General features: G+C 66.9%; 15 protein-coding genes and 1 tRNA gene. 6 read left to right on the forward strand and 10 right to left on the reverse strand.

The annotated features are described in order from the left end of the window. From ASG43_RS18660 to ASG43_RS18675, 4 genes are read right to left on the reverse strand one after another with little or no spacing between them, the layout of a single operon-like run. On the reverse strand, nt 1-969 hold the full coding sequence (locus ASG43_RS18660) for an ABC transporter permease (protein ID WP_056508185.1): 969 nt from the start codon (nt 967-969) through the stop codon (nt 1-3). Continuing rightward, nucleotides 969-2,105, reverse strand: coding sequence for an ABC transporter permease (locus tag ASG43_RS18665; protein ID WP_056508186.1), 1,137 nt, complete (start codon nt 2,103-2,105; stop codon nt 969-971). Before ASG43_RS18665 ends, ASG43_RS18660 begins: the two co-directional genes overlap by 1 nt. Continuing rightward, nucleotides 2,102-2,563 carry a VOC family protein gene (locus ASG43_RS18670; RefSeq protein ID WP_056508187.1) on the reverse strand — a complete coding sequence of 154 codons (462 nt, stop codon included), beginning with the start codon at nt 2,561-2,563 and terminating at the stop codon, nt 2,102-2,104. The genes ASG43_RS18665 and ASG43_RS18670 overlap by 4 nt, the downstream gene beginning before the upstream one ends. Then, the gene (locus ASG43_RS18675) at nt 2,560-4,086 is read right to left on the reverse strand and encodes an ABC transporter ATP-binding protein (protein WP_056508188.1); all 1,527 of its coding nucleotides are present in this window, start codon (nt 4,084-4,086) and stop codon (nt 2,560-2,562) included. The genes ASG43_RS18670 and ASG43_RS18675 overlap by 4 nt, the downstream gene beginning before the upstream one ends. Before the next feature lie 208 nt (nt 4,087-4,294). On the opposite strand from ASG43_RS18675, the gene ASG43_RS18680 reads away from it, so the two are divergent. After that, the gene (locus ASG43_RS18680) at nt 4,295-4,489 is read left to right on the forward strand and encodes a SlyX family protein (RefSeq protein ID WP_156386779.1); all 195 of its coding nucleotides are present in this window, start codon (nt 4,295-4,297) and stop codon (nt 4,487-4,489) included. Between the two features lie 97 nt (nt 4,490-4,586). Here ASG43_RS18680 and ASG43_RS18685 read toward each other — a convergent pair whose 3' ends face one another. The 3 genes from ASG43_RS18685 to ASG43_RS18695 all read right to left on the reverse strand — a co-directional run bounded on the left by ASG43_RS18685 (nt 4,587) and on the right by ASG43_RS18695 (nt 6,747). Next, a complete protein-coding gene (locus ASG43_RS18685; protein WP_056508190.1) occupies nt 4,587-5,594 on the reverse strand; it encodes a BMP family ABC transporter substrate-binding protein in 1,008 nt (335 codons plus the stop codon). Nucleotides 5,595-5,750: 156 nt separating this feature from the next. Beyond that, nucleotides 5,751-6,416, reverse strand: a complete 666-nt coding sequence (gene msrA, locus ASG43_RS18690; protein WP_056508191.1) for a peptide-methionine (S)-S-oxide reductase MsrA — start codon at nt 6,414-6,416, stop codon at nt 5,751-5,753. A gap of 31 nt (nt 6,417-6,447) precedes the next feature. Further along, nucleotides 6,448-6,747, reverse strand: a complete 300-nt coding sequence (locus ASG43_RS18695) for a hypothetical protein (RefSeq protein ID WP_056508192.1) — start codon at nt 6,745-6,747, stop codon at nt 6,448-6,450. 434 nt (nt 6,748-7,181) lie between these two features. On the opposite strand from ASG43_RS18695, the gene ASG43_RS18700 reads away from it, so the two are divergent. Both ASG43_RS18700 and ASG43_RS18705 read left to right on the forward strand, forming a co-directional pair. Beyond that, nucleotides 7,182-7,271: transfer RNA gene (locus ASG43_RS18700), tRNA-Ser, on the forward strand. 662 nt (nt 7,272-7,933) lie between these two features. Next, nucleotides 7,934-9,901 carry a HAMP domain-containing methyl-accepting chemotaxis protein gene (locus ASG43_RS18705; protein ID WP_244488160.1) on the forward strand — a complete coding sequence of 656 codons (1,968 nt, stop codon included), beginning with the start codon at nt 7,934-7,936 and terminating at the stop codon, nt 9,899-9,901. A 664-nt stretch (nt 9,902-10,565) separates the two neighbouring features. Here the strand turns inward: ASG43_RS18705 and ASG43_RS18710 are convergent. After that, nucleotides 10,566-11,051, reverse strand: coding sequence for a hypothetical protein (locus tag ASG43_RS18710; RefSeq protein ID WP_056508194.1), 486 nt, complete (start codon nt 11,049-11,051; stop codon nt 10,566-10,568). A 178-nt stretch (nt 11,052-11,229) separates the two neighbouring features. Here ASG43_RS18710 and ASG43_RS18715 point away from each other — a divergent pair, with 178 nt between their 5' ends. Then, nucleotides 11,230-11,484 carry a hypothetical protein gene (locus ASG43_RS18715; protein WP_056508195.1) on the forward strand — a complete coding sequence of 85 codons (255 nt, stop codon included), beginning with the start codon at nt 11,230-11,232 and terminating at the stop codon, nt 11,482-11,484. A 137-nt stretch (nt 11,485-11,621) separates the two neighbouring features. Here the strand turns inward: ASG43_RS18715 and ASG43_RS18720 are convergent, their stop codons facing one another. Further along, entirely contained in the window at nt 11,622-12,383 is a 762-nt protein-coding gene (locus ASG43_RS18720) for a Crp/Fnr family transcriptional regulator (RefSeq protein WP_162244745.1), read from the reverse strand. A gap of 408 nt (nt 12,384-12,791) precedes the next feature. On the opposite strand from ASG43_RS18720, the gene ASG43_RS18725 reads away from it, so the two are divergent. Further along, nucleotides 12,792-13,463, forward strand: a complete 672-nt coding sequence (locus ASG43_RS18725; protein ID WP_156386780.1) for a pentapeptide repeat-containing protein — start codon at nt 12,792-12,794, stop codon at nt 13,461-13,463. Between the two features lie 266 nt (nt 13,464-13,729). Continuing rightward, on the forward strand, nt 13,730-15,100 hold the full coding sequence (locus tag ASG43_RS18730) for a UDP-glucose/GDP-mannose dehydrogenase family protein (RefSeq protein ID WP_056508198.1): 1,371 nt from the start codon (nt 13,730-13,732) through the stop codon (nt 15,098-15,100). 230 nt (nt 15,101-15,330) lie between these two features. Here ASG43_RS18730 and guaA read toward each other — a convergent pair whose 3' ends face one another. Further along, nucleotides 15,331-16,887, reverse strand: a complete 1,557-nt coding sequence (guaA, locus tag ASG43_RS18735; protein ID WP_056508199.1) for a glutamine-hydrolyzing GMP synthase — start codon at nt 16,885-16,887, stop codon at nt 15,331-15,333. Nucleotides 16,888-16,911 lie beyond the last annotated feature (24 nt).

Raw genomic sequence — 16,911 nt, forward strand, 5'->3', positions numbered from 1 at the left:
TCATCTTTCTTTCACGTAGGGGACGCCGCCGGCTTTCGGCGGGATCGCCTTGCCGACGAAGCCGGCAAGAAGCACCACCGTCAGGACATAGGGCAGCGCCTGCACGAACTGGACGGAGACCTCCCCGACAAGGGGAAGGCTGACGCCCTGGATGCGGATCGCGACCGCGTCGAGCAGGCCGAAGAGGAGGCAGGCGCCCAGCACCGGCAGCGGCTTCCACTTGGCGAAGATGAGGGCTGCGAGTGCGATGTAGCCCTTGCCCGCCGTCATGTCGCGGTTGAAGCCGGCCCCTTGCGCGAGCGCCAGATAGGTGCCGGCGATTCCGGTGAGGACGCCGCAGACGATCACGGCGCTATAGCGCAGCCAGGCGACGGAGATGCCCGCGGTGTCGACCGCGGCAGGGTTCTCGCCGACGGCCCGCAGGCGCAGGCCGAAGCGCGTGCGAAAGAGCACCCACCAGGTGATCGGCACCAGAGCGAAGGCGACGTAGACGAGGACGTTCTGCCCGGACAGGATGCCGGAATAGAGGGGTCCGAGCACCGGCACGCCCCGAAGCTCGGTCGCGAAAGGTAGCGTGACCTCGCCGAAACGCTCGGGGCCGACGAGGGCCGGCGTGCGCCCGCCCTGACCATACCAGCTCTGACCGAGGAGAACGGTGAGTCCGGCCGCCACGAAGTTCAGCGCGACGCCGGAGACGATCTGGTTGCCGCGATAGGTGATCGAGGCGAGGCCGTGGATCAGCGAAAAGACCACCGCCGCAAGGATGCCGCCGAGAAGGCCGACGAGCGCCGAACCCGACAGCGAGGCGAGGACGGCCGAGAAGAAGGCCGCCATCAGCATCTTGCCTTCCAGCGAGATGTCGAAGACCCCGGCGCGCTCGGAATAGAGCCCGGCCAGCGCTGCAAGGATCAGGGGCGTCGACAGGCGGAGCGTGGAGTCCAGCGTGTTGACGAGAAAGGCCGCGTCCATCAGCGGATCTCCGCGACGGGCGTCGAGCGCGTGGACCTAAGGGCGATCCGCCGCCAGCCCGCACCGATCATCGGGCGCAGCATGTTCTCCAACGCGCCGGCGAAGAGGATCACGAGGCCCTGGATGATGACGATCATGTCGCGCGAGATGGCGGGCATGTCGAAGGCGAGTTCCGCGCCGCCCTGGTAGAGGACGCCGAAGAGCAGCGCGGCCGGCAGGATGCCGGCGGGATGGCCGCGCCCCATGAGCGCGACCGCGATGCCGACGAAGCCGGCGCCCGCGGGAAAGTCGATCTGCAGCCGGTACTGGTCGCCCATGACCGGGTTCAGCGCCATCAGGCCGGCGAGGCCGCCGGAGATCGACATGGCGATCACGACGAGGCGGGTGCGGTTCATGCCGGCGTAGAGCGCGGCTTTCGGCGAGGCCCCGAGCGTGCGGATCTCGTAGCCGAGGCGCGTGCGCCAGATGAGGACCCAGACCGCGAAGGCCGCCGCGAGCGCGACGAAGAAGGTGACGTTCAGCGGCGCGCCGCCGAGATTGGCGCCGAAGCTCTCGAACAGGCCCTTCAGCTTGGGCAGTTGCGCGCCGGCCTCGAAGGTCCGCGTTTCCGGCTGCATCGATCCCATCGGCTTCAGGGGGCCGACCAGGAGATAGACCATGATGCTGGCGGCGATGAAGTTGAACATGATCGTGGTGATCACGATGTGGCTGCCGCGCCTGGCCTGGAGGATCGCGGGCACGAAGGCAAAGGTCGCGCCGAAGACGAACCCGCCGAGCGCGGCGATGGGAAGCGTCAGCCACCAGGGCAAGAGGCTTCCGAGGCCGAGGCAGACCAGGGCGACGCCGAGGCCGCCGATATAGGCCTGTCCCTCCCCGCCGATGTTGAAGAGGCCGGCATGGAAAGCGACGGCGACGGCGAGGCCCGTCAGGATGAAGTTCGTCGTGTAGTAGAGCGTGAAGCCGATGCCCTCGCCGTAGCCGAAGGCGCCGCGCAGCATCAGCCGCGCCGCCTCCAGCGGGCTTTCGCCGACGATGAGGACGACGAGCCCGGCGACGAGGAAGGCGACCGCGACGTTGAGGATCGGGATCAGACCGTAGTCTACGATCGCGGGGAGCTTGGCGTAGGGACGGCTCAAACGGCAGCCTCCGGGCCCGTGGATCCGGGCGAGACGAGATCGAGATGGCCGCGCTCGTCCATCGGGAAGAAGGGATTGTGGGCGAGTTCCCAGAGATGGCCGTCGGGATCGGCGAAATAGCCGGAATAGCCGCCCCAGAAAGCCCTCTGCGGCGGCTTCACCGGATGGGCGCCCGCCGCGACGGCGGCCTCGAAGAGCCGATCGATCGCGGCATCGTCGCCGAGGTTGACCGCGAGCGACAGGCCGCGGAACCGCGGCAGCGGCTCCGGCGCGAGGCCCGCATCCGCCGCGAGATCGGCCAGACCGAAGAGCGAGAGCACCAGCCCCGCCCCTTGCAGGAAGACCACGCTCTCGTTGCCGGCCGACGTTCGCTCCCAGCCGAGCGCCTCGTAGAAGGCGGCGGACCGTTCGAGATCGGCGACGCCGAGGGTCACGAGGCTGATGCGCGCGTCCTTCATGCCGCGGCCTGCGCTTCGCCGGCGCCCGCCATGAGCAGGCCGAGATCGCCTTCGTCGGCTCCGGCGGCGCGCTCCCCGACGATCTCGCCGTCGAACATGACGAGGATCCGGTCGGACAGGGCGCGGATCTCGTCGAGTTCGACGGAGACGAGAAGGATGGCGCAGCCGGCATCGCGCATGTCCACGATGCGGCGGTGGATGAACTCGATCGCGCCGACATCGACGCCGCGCGTTGGCTGGCCGATCAGAAGCACCTTCGGCCTGCGCTCCATCTCCCGCGCGAGCACGATCTTCTGCTGGTTGCCGCCGGAGAAGTTCGCGGTCTTCAGCCGGCAGTCCGGCGGGCGGATGTCGTAGGCCTCGATCTTCTCCCGGGCGTCGCGCCGCATGGCGTCGCGGTCGAGAAACAGTCCCTTCGCGAACCCCTTTTCGCGATGATAGCCGAGGACGGCGTTCTCGTTCTCCTCGAAGGAGAGGACGAGACCCATGGAATGGCGGTCCTCGGGCACATGGGCGAGACCTCGCGCGCGAAGCGCTGCGGGATCGCCCTCCCGGCTGGGATCGAGCCGTTCGCCGCAGAGTTCGATCGTGCCGCGCTCGGCGGGTCTGAGGCCCGCGATCGCTTCGAGAAGCTCGGACTGTCCGTTGCCCGCGACGCCCGCGATGCCGACGATCTCCCCGGCGCGGATGTCGAGCGAGACGTCCTTCGCCATGGCGACGCCGCGTCCGTCGCGAACGGTGAGGCCGCGGACGGACAAGCGTGTTTCGGCCGGGACGGCCGGTGTCTTGTCGACGGAGAGAAGCACGCGCCGGCCGACCATCAGTTCGGCAAGTTCGGCGGAGTTCGTCTTGGCCGTCTCCCGCGTCGCCACCATCTCCCCGCGCCGCATGACGGAGACGCTGTCGGTGACGGCGAGGATCTCGCGCAGCTTGTGGGTGATGAGGATGATCGTCTTGCCTTCCGCCCGGAGTTGCCGGAGCACGGCGAAGAGATGGTCGGCCTCGGCGGGCGTGAGGACACCCGTCGGCTCGTCGAGGATCAGGATGTCGGCGCCGCGGTAGAGGCTCTTCAAGATCTCGACGCGCTGCTGCAGACCGACGGGAAGCTCGCCGACGATCGCGTCGGGATCGACGTCGAGCCCGTGCTCGCGCGACAGGCGCTTCAGTTCGCCGCGCACGCGTGCGATGCCGGACGACAGGAAGGCGGACTTTTCGGCCCCGAGCATGACGTTCTCGACGACCGTGAAGTTGTCGATCAACATGAAGTGCTGGTGGACCATGCCGATCCCGGCGGCGATCGCCTCGCCCGTGCCGCGAATGGCGACCGGCCGTTCGTCGACGCGGATCTCGCCTTCATCGGCCTGATAGAAGCCGTAGATGATCGACATGAGGGTCGACTTCCCCGCGCCGTTCTCGCCGACGATGCCGTGGATCGTGCCCTTTTCCACGCGCAGATGAATATCGCGGTTGGCGGCCACGCTGCCGAAGCTCTTCGAAATCCCGATCAGCTCGATCGCCGCCATCAACGCTCCACCCTGCCGTTCCTGCCCGGGACTTTAAGAAGTTGAACGCGAGAAGGGAAGCCGGCGGGCCTGGCGGCAAAGAGGGCAGCGGAGACCGTCTCGAACAGTGCCGGGGCCTCGACAGGTCCGGTCTTTCGTGGTCTTCGCCCGGCATCGACGATCCGCGACGACCCCTGCGCCGCGGATCCTTGCGCACGAGGACAGGATCATGAACGCCGAAGCCGAGATCGCCGAACTTCAGATGCTGCTCGCTCACCAGGGGCGCGTGATCGAGGACCTCTCCGACGAGATCCGCCGCCAGGGCCTGGCGATCGACCGGCTGCAGGCGGCCGTGCGCGGCATGGAGGAGCGTGTCGAGACGATGGAGCCGCGGCCCGAAGTCACCCGACCGCCGCATTATTGATCGGCGCCCCACGCACCCGTCACCCGGCGCCCCGATCCGGACATCCCGGCATCGCGTTCGGGACGCGGCGCCGGGAACCCGATCGGGAAAGCCTGGATCAATAGGGGCAGGCGCTGTCGGAATTGTAGTTGTGGACCTTCACCGTCCCCGCGATGATGTCGGCCTTGGCCTTTTCGGCCGCCGCCTTCATCTCGGCCGTGACGAGGCTCGCATTGGCGTCGTCCATGGCATAGCCGACGCCGTCTTCGGCCAGACCGAGCACCTGGGTGCCGGCGGTCCACTTGTCGGTCGCGGCATCGTCGAAGGCCGTCGCCACGGCCGTGTCGACGCGCTTCACCATCGAGGTCAGGACGTGGCCGGGATGGAGGCCGTTCTGATTGGAATCGACGCCGATGCCGAACTTGCCGGCGTCCGCCACCGCCTGGAGCACCCCGATGCCGGTGCCCCCGGCGGCATGGAAGACGACGTCCGCGCCCTGGTCGAGCTGGGACTTGGCGAGTTCGCCGCCGCGCACCGGATCGTTCCAGGCCGCGCCCGTGGTGCCCGTCATGTTCTCGATGACGGTGGCGTCCGCCTTCACCGACTTGACGCCCCCCTTGTAGCCGCAGGCGAAATTGCGGATCAGCGGAATGTCCATGCCGCCGACGAAGCCAACCTTGCCGCTCCCGGACTTCATCGCGGCGAGAACGCCGACGAGATAGGAGCCCTGCTCCTCCGAGAAGAGGATCGAGCGCACGTTCGGCAGGTCCACCACCGAATCGACGATGGCGAACTTCGTGTCCGGAAACTCCTTGGCGACCGTTTCGAGCGCGGCCGCCTGGCTGAAGCCGATGGCGACGATCGGCGAGGCGCCGTCACGCGCGAAGCGGCGGAGCGCCTGCTCTCGCTGGGCGTCCTGCTGCACCTCGAAATCGCGGTAGGCGGTGCCGGTCTTGGCCTTGTAGGCCTCCGCGCCGTCGTAGGCGGCCTGGTTGAAGGATTTGTCGAACTTGCCGCCGACGTCGTAGACGACGGCCGGGCTGATCTCGGCGGCTCCCGCCGTGCCGAGAAGTCCCGTCGCGCACAGCGCCGTCGCGCCGAGAAGTCCGGTCCAGATTGCTCGCATGAAGGTCGGCTCCGTATTTAAATCGTGCGGCGAAAAGGCCGCGCCCGTCGGCCGGCCCTCTCGTCGGAAAGCCTGGCCGCATCCATCGGGAGACTGGCACGGCCCGGCAGACCTTGCATCAAAATTCGGCGCACGGCTCGACGGCGCGGAGCAGGATCAGACGACCGGTTCGATCCCGACCGGACAAGCGATGCCCGTGCCGCCGAGGCCGCAGTAGCCTCTCGGATTCTTGGCGAGATATTGCTGGTGCGATTCCTCGGCGGCGTAGAAGATCGGCGCGTCCAGGATCTCGGTCGTGATCTCGCCGCGATGGCCCGCCTTCGCCAGCGCGGCCTGATAGGCGGCCCTGGCGGCCTCGGCCTCCGCGCGCTGCCGGGCGGAAGTGACGTAGATGCCCGATCGATACTGGGTGCCCATGTCGTTGCCCTGGCGCATGCCCTGGGTCGGGTTGTGCCCTTCGAAGAACGCCTTCAGCAGCGCCCCATAGGAGACGACGAGCGGATCGAAGACGACGCGCACGACCTCGTTGTGACCCGTCTGACCCGTGCAGACCTCGTGATAGGTCGGGTTCGGCGTGATGCCCCCGGCAAAACCCACCGCCGTGGCGTAGACGCCGTCCGTCCTCCAGAAGATGCGCTCGGCGCCCCAGAAGCAGCCGAGCCCGAAGAGCGCCGTCTCCAGACCCTCGGGAAAGGGCGGGTGGATGGGATGGCCGCTGACGAAGTGGATGTTCGCGGTCTTCAGCGGCTCGGCCCGGCCGGGCAGCGCCTCCTCCGGCGCGGGAAGCTTCATCTTCTTGGAAAACATGTCGAGGAGAAACATCGATCCTGCCTTGTTGGCCCGACGAGCGGCGTCAGCGCAGAGCGCGGTCGCGGCGGCCTTCGCGCGGTTGGCCGACGAGGAAAACCAGGAAGGCCGCCGCTCCCAGAACGGGGGCGGCCGGCCAGGACGAGACCAGCGACAGGAGATCGGCCGTCGGCGTCGAAACCTCTCCCGCCGGCGCGAGGGACACGCCGATCGAGCCCATGGCATCGCCGAGCTCCGTGATCCGCACCGCATCCTGCGCGAGCGAGCGCGCGATGTCGCCGACGGCGAAGACGAGCGCGAGAGCCAGGAGCAGGATGCCGATCGCATTCACGAAAAACCGGATCACCCGCGGCTCCTTCCCTGCCTGAACAATCACCTGCGCCCGCCCCCTTGCGCCCGTCCTAGATGGAACGGCGCCGGGCTCGATGCAATGCCGCAACGGATTTGTTCGGTGGACGCCGAAGCGACGTCGCCCGCCGACCTCTCCACCCTTCCGTCGTCCCGCCCCCCTCCCGTCCCGAACACCACTCCGTCGGAGCGATCGGCCCATCGAGGCTGTCGTCCCATCGAGACCGCAGCGACGAGATCCGCACCCATCGCGACGCGCCGCCCGGACGCAGCCCGCGGGCGAACTTGCGCCCTCTCGACAGGATCGCGCCGCACCGGCGGTTTCGGGGTTGAAGTCGACGGCCCTCCGGTGATAGGTCACGCCAACCCAATCGAAGCGCCCTCCTGCGGCGCACCGGTTGTGCATCCTCCGGCCTGCCGGAGCGTTGCGACGGAGAGGTGGCCGAGTGGTTGAAGGCGCACGCCTGGAAAGTGTGTTTACGTGAAAGCGTAACGCGGGTTCGAATCCCGCTCTCTCCGCCAGATTGACCCGTTGGGATCGTTGACGAACGGACCGCCCAGACGGCTGACGTACCCCGCCCTGCAGCAAAGATGGATCTTCTCCGCACCGTTCCCGGCGCCCCTTCGGCGATCGGTTGCAACTGCGGGTCCCGAACATCCACCGCGAAACCTTCGGGCTCTCCGATCTGGATTTCGATCGGCCGCCTGACGGCAGCGGAAGCCCCATGTCGGGCAATCCGGCTCGCGGGCACCGTTACGCCCCGGGACAGGGTTATGGCCGCCCGCGACACTGCACTGCGCAGCCCGTCGGCCCTCGCCGCCGCGATGGAAGCTCTCGGTGTTCCGGACCAATGGGGATGGCGTATCATCGACGTCATCGCAGGTTGAGACTGTTCGCGGAGAGCCCTGCGCGCCGCACCCGAGGCTCACGCGTCGTCGGCCAAGCCATCGCCGTGCTCGCCGTTCCTGTAGCCTCTAGATGATCCGCGCAGCCCCATACGTCGATTGATCAGCAAACCTTCTGAAATAAAGGAAAGCCCGATCCCATGATAATGGGGTAAGCAGTATTTTCTCAGTTTCTCGACACATCGTTTGGCTGATGTCGTTAGGTTATTTTACACGTTATTTCGATAAGTTTTTCCTCGTAAAATCAATTTCATTTAGACTTACGAGGGAGAACGCCCATGCCGTCATTCGCCAACCTGAAAATCGGAGGAAAGATTGCCTTCCTCGTTGTTGCAGTCAGCATGGTCGGCATGGCTGTCGCATTCCTCTCCTCCCGCATCATCATGAGTTCGGACACGGAGTACTCGGACCTGATCGATCACGAGAGTCAGGCGACGCTTTTCTTGGCCCGGGCCGGGCGCAACGCGAACCAGCTTGGCTATGCGGCCTATCGCACCATCGCCTATGATGGCGCATCGCAAGAGGCTCGCGACGGCAAGGAGGTTGCCGCCTCCGCTCTTAGCGGCGGGCTGGACCTCATCAAGTCCGCCAAGGATCTGCTTCCCGGCGATGCGCCGGCGATCGATGACCTATCGAAGGATTTGACCGCTATCGGCGTGATCGCCGAACAGGCCACTGCGGCTGGCATTGCGAACGATAACGAACGCGCGAAATCGCTGATGGCGCAGGCCGACCCGATGATTCTTGCGTTCGCGAAAACCATTGCAAAACTGAACGACGGGATCATCGCAAGAGTAGCGGCCCGGACTCATGCGCTCACGGCAACCGCCATGACCTTTTCGACCGCGATCCTCGCAGGCACGGCCGTGGCCGGGCTTCTCGCCCTCATCGGGGCGATCCTGATCTCCGGCCGGACGATCACGGGTCCGTTGAATCGTCTGCGCGGCGCCATGGAGCAACTGGCCGGCGGACGGCTCGACATCGAGGTGGACGGGCAGGAGCGGAGTGACGAGGTCGGGCAGATGGCCAAGACCGTGCAGGTGTTCAAGAACGCGGCAAAGGAAAACAACCGCCTGGAGCAAGAAGCCGAGGCAGCCCGTACGGCCACCGCCGCGCAGCGCGACCGGCAGTCGGCGATCGACAATGCCAAGGCCGAAGACCTCAAAATCTTCGCCCACGCCGTCGAAGCAGGCTTCGATGGCCTTTCGGCGGGCGATCTGACGGTACGCATGAACCAGAAGGTAGCACCCGAATTCGAGCCGATCCGGTCGAAGTTCAACGATAGCGTGGCCGCCCTCGAAGGAACCATCGGCTCCGTCGTCAGCGCCGTCGGCTCGATGCGCATCGGCCTCAACCAGATCACCGTCGCGGCCGGCGACCTGTCCCAGCGGACGGAACAGCAGGCCGCCAGTCTGGAAGAAACGGTTGCGGCTCTCAGCGAAGTCCTGCGCGCCGTCGGCGGCACGGCCGACAAGGCTGGCGTAGCCCGAGGCTCCGCCACCGCGGCGCTTTCGACGGCCGAGAAAGGCGGCGCCATCGTGGGCCAAGCCGTGGAGGCGATGAACCAGATCGAGACGTCCTCCGATGCGATCGGCAAGATCATCGGGGTGATCGACGAGATCGCCTTCCAGACCAATCTCCTCGCGCTCAACGCCGGCGTGGAGGCCGCCCGTGCGGGCGAGGCCGGACGCGGGTTTGCCGTCGTCGCGCAGGAGGTGCGAGGCCTCGCTCAGCGGTCGGCGGAAGCGGCCAAGGAGATCAAGAGCCTCATATCGACGTCCTCGACCCAGGTCGAACGGGGCGTCGAACTGGTGACCGCCTCGGGCCGGGCCTTGGAGGAGATCGTGTCCAAGGTGGGTGAGATGTCTTGCACCATCATTGAGATCGCGAGTTCTGCACAGGAACAGGCCATCAGCCTGAAGGAGGTCGCCGTCGCGGCCGACCAGATGGACAAGGTCACCCAGCAGAACGCGGCGATGGTGGAAGAAACCACGGCCGCCGCGCAGAGCCTTGTGACCGAGACGGATCAACTCGCCGACATGATGGAACGCTTCAGGACGACCACCGTCGGCTCTTCGTCAGCGCGCGCCGCATCGGCCCGACCGGCATCACGTTCTCAGACCGCGGTGCCGCCGAAACGCGCTGCCTCTCGAGGCGCCACCCCTGTCGCGCAGATGAAGCACACCGGAAACGGCGGAGCCGCCGTTCCGGCTGCGGCAAGCCCGGACGGTTGGGACCAGTTCTAAGGGCGTCCGACGAACCCGCAACGTGGCCTCGAGGAAGACGATGACCTGATGAAGCAGGAGGCCGAGCCATGCTCGGCCTCCTGTAATGCGCAATGCGGGTCCCGGAGAGCGAAGGGACGCTCGCAGTTCGACAGCGCCGCCCGCATCCAACCTGCCGTGGTGAGCGATCGAAACGTGCCTCACGCGGTCGCCGCGAGGACTCTTTGCTGCAAAGAAACGCACCCATCGCCAGCCGAATGCCGTGACGGAGACTTTCTGCCGGACCACCTTCTTCGCCAAGGCGTCCCACGCCCGTCGCGCACATGAAACAACCGGAACCGCCGGCGCGGCGATGATGTCTTCGACGCGGGACGAGGACGGGCAGGACGTCCGACCCTCGTGCGCCGAACGCGCCACCGCCGACCGGGACGCGTTTCACGTTCACCGCGACAGGGCGCGGGCCTTCGCCGATTTCGATCCGGTGGTTCGGTCGAAGGCCGGTCGGTGGTCCTTCGCCTTTCCGGCCATCAGCCGTCCATCCCGGAGCGGCGGGCGTCGCCCTCCCCACCCCGGCGGACGGCCCCGCGGGGCACGGCTCGACCAGGGGAGCCGGCCCCAGGTCCTTGGCGGATGGGCCGCCGTCGTCCGTTGCTCGGAACGCCGACGGCGCTAGGCAACCGTTCGCTCAACCATTGCTCTCGGTCTCCTCCTTCGGATCCACATCGCCTTCGGCGCTGACGCTGAGGCGCTGGTAGACGCCGAGGCCGACGAGAAGGAGAACGCCGACCAGGAGCAGGAAGGTCGGGTAGAGCATGAGGGGAATCTCCATCTTCCCCGCCTGGAAGACGGTGACGACCGCCTCGAGAAGGACGGCGATGACGATGGTGGAGACGAATTTCGTGAGGCTGCGCCTCGCCTCGCCGGCATGGCGCATCTCGCGGCCGCGGATCGCTTCCTCCTCCAGGAGGTACTTCCCGACGTCGAAGACCGCGATCGCGATGACCGTGTAGCCGACGGCGCCGAGAAGCGCGACGCCGACATCGAGATCCGGAGCGCGGTAGCTGCGCCACACATCCGAGACGCCGTAGACGATCAGTCCGCAGGCGAGCAGCATGAGGACGAGACTGGCAATGCCGAACGCAGCCCGCGTCACGAGCTCGAACGAGCGCATGGATCGATCTCCCGGTTTCAATGCGGTCAACGTGGATCGAAGATCCGATGCGGCAAGGGGCGACAGGCGCGACGCACGGAACCGGACGTTCTGAAGATTCGGCAGGACGGCCCTCCTCCCGCGGCGCGGGAGCCTATCTTAAGGTAGGCGAATCGCTTTCGAGTCTCAGGATCAGGGAATGCTCAGGCTGCAGCCCATCAAAGTCGCGACAACCAGCACCGACGAGGACGGCATGCTGATCTTCAGCGGGCAGCATCTGGTGGCCATCGTCGTTCGTCTGGAGCCGCGGGTCCATGGCGAACGATATGCCGGCAAATGGAATCTGGAGGCGACCTTCGATCATCTGCCCTATCCGCCGGACAAGGTTTTCGACGACCTCGATCACGCTCAGGACTGGATCGCCAAGAAACTGAAACGGAAGGTCTTCGGCTGACCCGGCTTTTCCGAGGGCCCGGATCCGGCGGCCATCCTCGCGACCGGGCGAGCGCGACCTGACGGGATCGCTGCCTTGACCGATGAGACTGCCGCCCGCAACGAGATGGGGTTCGACGATCGACAAGGTTACGCGCGCTAGCGACCGAGCGACGCATCCGGGTTGTCGGACGGACCGGGGTGACGGCGACCCCAATCGTCGTCGATCTGGAGGTAGCGTGCCGAAAAGCCGGCCGTGGAGCGCAGCCGCACCGGATCGAAGATGGTGAGGCGCCCGGCTTCGAGGCGGATGATCCGATCCGTCTCGAACTCGCTGAGCGCGCGCACGACCTGAACGACGGAAAGGCCCGTCGTCTCCGCGAGATCGGCGGGGGTCATCGGTAGGGGACAGGCGTCCTCCTCGGCCCGTCCGGCGATGCGCAGGCGCAGGAACAGTTCGCACAGGAGATGGGCGACGCGCTCGTGGGGAGAGCGGCGCCCGACATTCAGGATCCACTCCCGTGCCGTCGCCTCGTCGATCTGGCTGCTGAAAAAGAGTCCTTCGGCCACGGCCGGCCTCTCGAACAGGGAGGCCAGACGACGCCGGTCGAGGTCGACGACGACGCCGTCGTCGATCGCCTTCACATCGTCGTCGAGCGATTTCGGCGTGAAGGCGTGCAGGTCGGAGAAGTCGCCGGGCACCATGTAGCCGACGATCTGGGTCCGGCCGTCGGGGAGGGTCTTGTAGCGCGCGAGGAATCCATTGAAGCCGAGCGTGACGCGGTCGGGATCGTCGGTCTGGCGGATGATGGTCTCGCCGGCGGCGACCGCGCGCCGCGTCCGGCAGACGGTTTCGAGAAAGGCCTCGTCCTCCGGGGGCAGATCGACGAAGGTGCGCAGCTTGGCAACGAGCGGATTCATGGCGACCTGCGACATCCCGGTTCGACATTGTTCACGCCGGCGCTTCGCGATCTCCTTCGTTCGCGACGCACCGGTTGCATCTCCGCGAGCCGAGCGGGCTGGCGCGTTTCTGCGAACCGCACCGGCCTCTCTGGATGCGCCGGATCGGTCTAACGTCCAGCTAGGTTGGAAAGGTCGTCCTTTGCTTCAAGCGTTGCATAGCCATATCCCAGCTTTGACAAGGCAACGAGTCTGCAAGACTCCCCTTGAGGCAGGGCCGAGGAAGGACCTCGACGGGCGACGAACGGCCGCGTCGCGGACACGAGGCGGGACCCTGCCCGGGAAGCGAGGGATGGGAGCATCACGATGACAGCGCAACAGCGATCGGATCGCGGAACGATGCCGAAGAGAGCGCCGAGGTCTTTCGGCATGATGTTGGCCGGCCTCGCCCTGGCCGCGTCCGGCGGCATGGCGCAGGCGGCGGACTGCCGCGACACGCCGGAGCCGCAACGCGACTGGAGCGGCTGCAACCGTAGCAACATCATGATCAACGGAGCCAATCTCGAACAGGCCGATCTGCGCGGGACCGATCTCGGACTGAGCAATCTCGACGCAGCGGTCCTCAAGGGCGCCAATCTCGAAGGCGCGAAGCTCGGACGCACCTCGCTGGCCGGCGCGGTCGCGGACGGCGCCAACTTCACCCAGGCCGAAGGCTACCGAACGAATTTTTCCGGCGTGCTCGCCAACGGCGCCTCGTTTCGCGGCGCCGAACTCCAGCGCTCGAACTTCACCAAGGCCGCACTGGCCGGCGCGAGCTTCGAGAAGGCCGAACTCGGACGCGTCGACTTCACGGGGGCGACGCTCGGCGGCAACGTCTTCGCCTATGCCAATCTCGCACGCGCCAAGCTGAAGGGCGTGTCGACGTCGGGCCCGCTCGACTTTCGCGGTGCCTACCTGTTCCTGACCCGCATCGAGGGGGCCGATCTCTCCATGGCCACCGGTCTCGTCCAGACCCAGGTCGATCTCGCTTGCGGCGATGGCGACACCAAGCTGCCCGCCGGGCTCGTCACTCCGTCGGCATGGCCATGTCGGTTCGACTAACGGAAACGTCGCCACCCCGTCGCCGAAGACTGCTAGAGCATCGTGCGTGACACGAGACGCATTCTGCCGGGTTCTGTCAGACCGGTTCCTTCGACCTTGAACCGAAAGCCCGCCAGCCTCATGGCGTTTGACCTCTCGCACGCTGCTCTCGACACACCCGCCGGCCTTGTCCGATCCTTCATCGGCAAGGCCGGCGCCTTCGACCCCAAGCGCCATCCGCCCTCCTCCCCGCGGATCGCCGGCGCGCGTCCTGCCCGGAGAACCCCATGAAGATCGCAGTCGTCGGAGCCGGCTATGTCGGGCTCGTATCGGGAGCCTGCCTCGCCGACTTCGGCCATGAAGTGACCTGCGTCGACAAGGATCCGGCGAAGATCGAAGCGCTCCTGTCGGGTCGCATCCCGATCTTCGAACCCGGTCTCGACGCTCTCGTGGCGGCCAACGTCAAGGCGGAGCACCTGTTCTTCACCGGCGATCTCGCCGCCGCCGTGCGGGGAGCGGACGCGGTCTTCATCGCGGTCGGCACGCCCTCGCGGCGCGGCGATGGATTTGCCGATCTTTCCTACGTCTATGCGGCCGCGCGCGAGATCGCCGCGGCGCTCGACGGCTTCACCGTCATCGTGACGAAGTCGACGGTGCCGGTGGGCACGGGCGACGAGGTGGAGCGCATCATCCGCGAGACCCGGCCGGAGGCCGAGGTCTCCGTGGTGTCGAACCCCGAATTCCTGCGCGAAGGCGCGGCGATCGACGACTTCAAGCGGCCGGACCGGATCGTCGTCGGGGCCGAGGACGATCGCGGGCGAAAGGTCATGGCCGACGTCTACCGGCCGCTTTATCTGAACTCCGCGCCCGTTCTCTACACGAGCCGCCGGACCGCCGAGCTCACGAAATACGCCGCCAACGCCTTCCTTGCGACCAAGATCACCTTCATCAACGAGATGGCCGATCTCTGCGAGGCGGTCGGGGCCAACGTGCAGGACGTCGCCCGCGGCATGGGGCTCGACAACCGGATCGGGACGAAATTCCTGCATGCCGGCCCCGGCTACGGCGGCTCCTGCTTCCCGAAGGACACGCTCGCTCTCATCAAGACGGCGCAGGACCACGCGACGCCGATGCGGATCGTGGAAACGGTCGCCTCGGTCAACGACCAGCGCAAGCGCTCCATGGCGCGGCGGGTCGTCGCCGCCTGCGGCGGCTCGGTTCGCGGGAAGACGATCGCGGTCCTCGGCCTCACCTTCAAGCCGAACACCGACGACATGCGCGACGCCCCGTCCCTGTCCATCATCGCGGCGCTCCAGGATGGCGGGGCCGCGATCCGCGCCTACGATCCCGAAGGCACACGGCAGGCGCAGGACATGCTGCGCGACGTCGACTACGCGGCGAGTGCCTATGCCTGCCTCGAAGGAGCAGACGCCGCCGTGATCGTCACGGAATGGAACGTCTTCCGCGCGCTCGACCTCGACCGGGTGAAGCGCGTCATGAAGGCGCCGGTCCTCATCGATCTTCGCAACGTCTACCGCGCCGCGGACGTGCGCGCGCGCGGCTTCACCTATGTCGATGTCGGCCGAGGCTATCCCGACGACACCGCTCCGGCCGGCGTCTCGGCGACGACGCCGGCCGGAGAATTCCTGCCGGACTGAGGCGGGCTCGCGCATGGGAGCCGAGCCCGACTTCGCAGCGACAGGCAGGGCCCGCCTGCGGCACGCCGAACGCCGCCCCGCCCCCGCCGTCGTTGATCGAACGCGCAGCGCGCGGCGCGCGGCTCGATGAGGCCTCGATCACGCCTTCCGGCCCCCATGCAGCCCGCGCGAAGCGCCCCGGCCCGATCGCTCCCGAAAAGGGGATCCAGCCGTTCAGACGATGGCCGAGCTCACTCCCACTCGATCGTGCCGGGTGGTTTCGACGTGATGTCGTAGACGACGCGGTTGATGCCCTTGACCTCGTTGATGATGCGGGTCGCGGTGTTGCCGAGGAATTCCATGTCGTAGGCGTAGAAGTCGGCCGTCATGCCGTCCACGGAGGTCACGGCGCGAAGCGCGCAGACGAACTCGTAGGTGCGCCCGTCGCCCATGACGCCGACCGTCTGGACCGGCAGTAGAACAGCGAAGGCCTGCCAGATCGCGTCGTAGAGGCCGGCCTTGCGGATCTCGTCGAGATAGATCGCGTCGGCCTGGCGCAGGATCTCGAGCTTCTCGCGCGTGATGCCGCCGGGACAGCGGATGGCGAGGCCGGGGCCGGGGAACGGATGGCGGCCGACGAATTGCTCGGGCAGGCCGAGTTCGCGCCCGAGAACGCGGACCTCGTCCTTGAAGAGCTCGCGCAGCGGCTCCACGAGCTTCATGTTCATGCGCTCGGGAAGGCCGCCCACATTGTGGTGGGACTTGATCGTCACCGATGGCCCACCGGAAAATGAAACGCTCTCGATCACGTCGGGATAGAGCGTTCCCTGGGCGAGGAAGTCCGCGCCACCGATCTTGGCGGCCTCGGCCTCGAAGGTCTCGATGAAGAGGCGGCCGATCGTCTTGCGCTTGGTTTCCGGATCGACCTCGCCTTCCAGCGCGGAGATGAAGAGGTCCTGCGCCTCCACATGGACGAGCGGGATGTTGTAGTGGTCGCGGAACATCGTGACCACCTCCTCGGCCTCGTTCTGACGCATCAGGCCGTGGTCGACGAAAATGCAGGTCAGCTGGTCGCCGATCGCCTCGTGAATGAGGACGGCTGCGACGGAACTGTCGACGCCGCCGGACAGGCCGCAGATGACGCGGCCGGAGCCGACCTTGGCGCGGATCTCCTCGATCGCCTGCGCGCGGAAGGCGGCCATGGTCCAGTCGCCGGTGAGGCCGGCCACCTTGTGCACGAAGTTCGCGATCAGCTTGGCGCCATCGGTCGTGTGGACGACCTCGGGATGGAACATCAAGCCGTACATCTTCCGGCTCTCGTCGCCGAAGACCGCGTAGGGCGCGCCGGGAGACTTGGCAAAGATCTCGAAGCCGGGCGGCATGTCGATGACGCGGTCGCCGTGGCTCATCCAGACCTGATGGCGCGTGCCCTCCGGCCAGAGACCGGAGAAGAGCGCGCAGCTCTTCTGCACCTCGAGGAAGGCGCGCCCATATTCCCGGTGGGTCGAGGGTTCCGCGCGGCCGCCGAGCTGCACGCACATGGTCATCTGCCCGTAGCAGATGCCGAGCACGGGAATGCCGGCGTCGAAGACGACCTGCGGCGCGCGGGGGCTGCCGATATCGCCCGTGGAGGCCGGCGAGCCCGACAGGATCACCGCTTTGGGCTTCAGCCGGTGGAACTGCTCCTCGGCGAGCTGAAAGGGCACGATCTCGGAATAGACCCCGGCCTCGCGCACGCGACGCGCGATCAGCTGCGTCACCTGGGAGCCGAAATCGATGATGAGGACGGTGTCGGGGTGGTGTGTCATCGCGGGGCTTTAGGCAAGTGGCGG

It is taken from the genome of Aureimonas sp. Leaf454, from assembly GCF_001424685.1.
Lineage (GTDB): Bacteria > Pseudomonadota > Alphaproteobacteria > Rhizobiales > Rhizobiaceae > Plantimonas.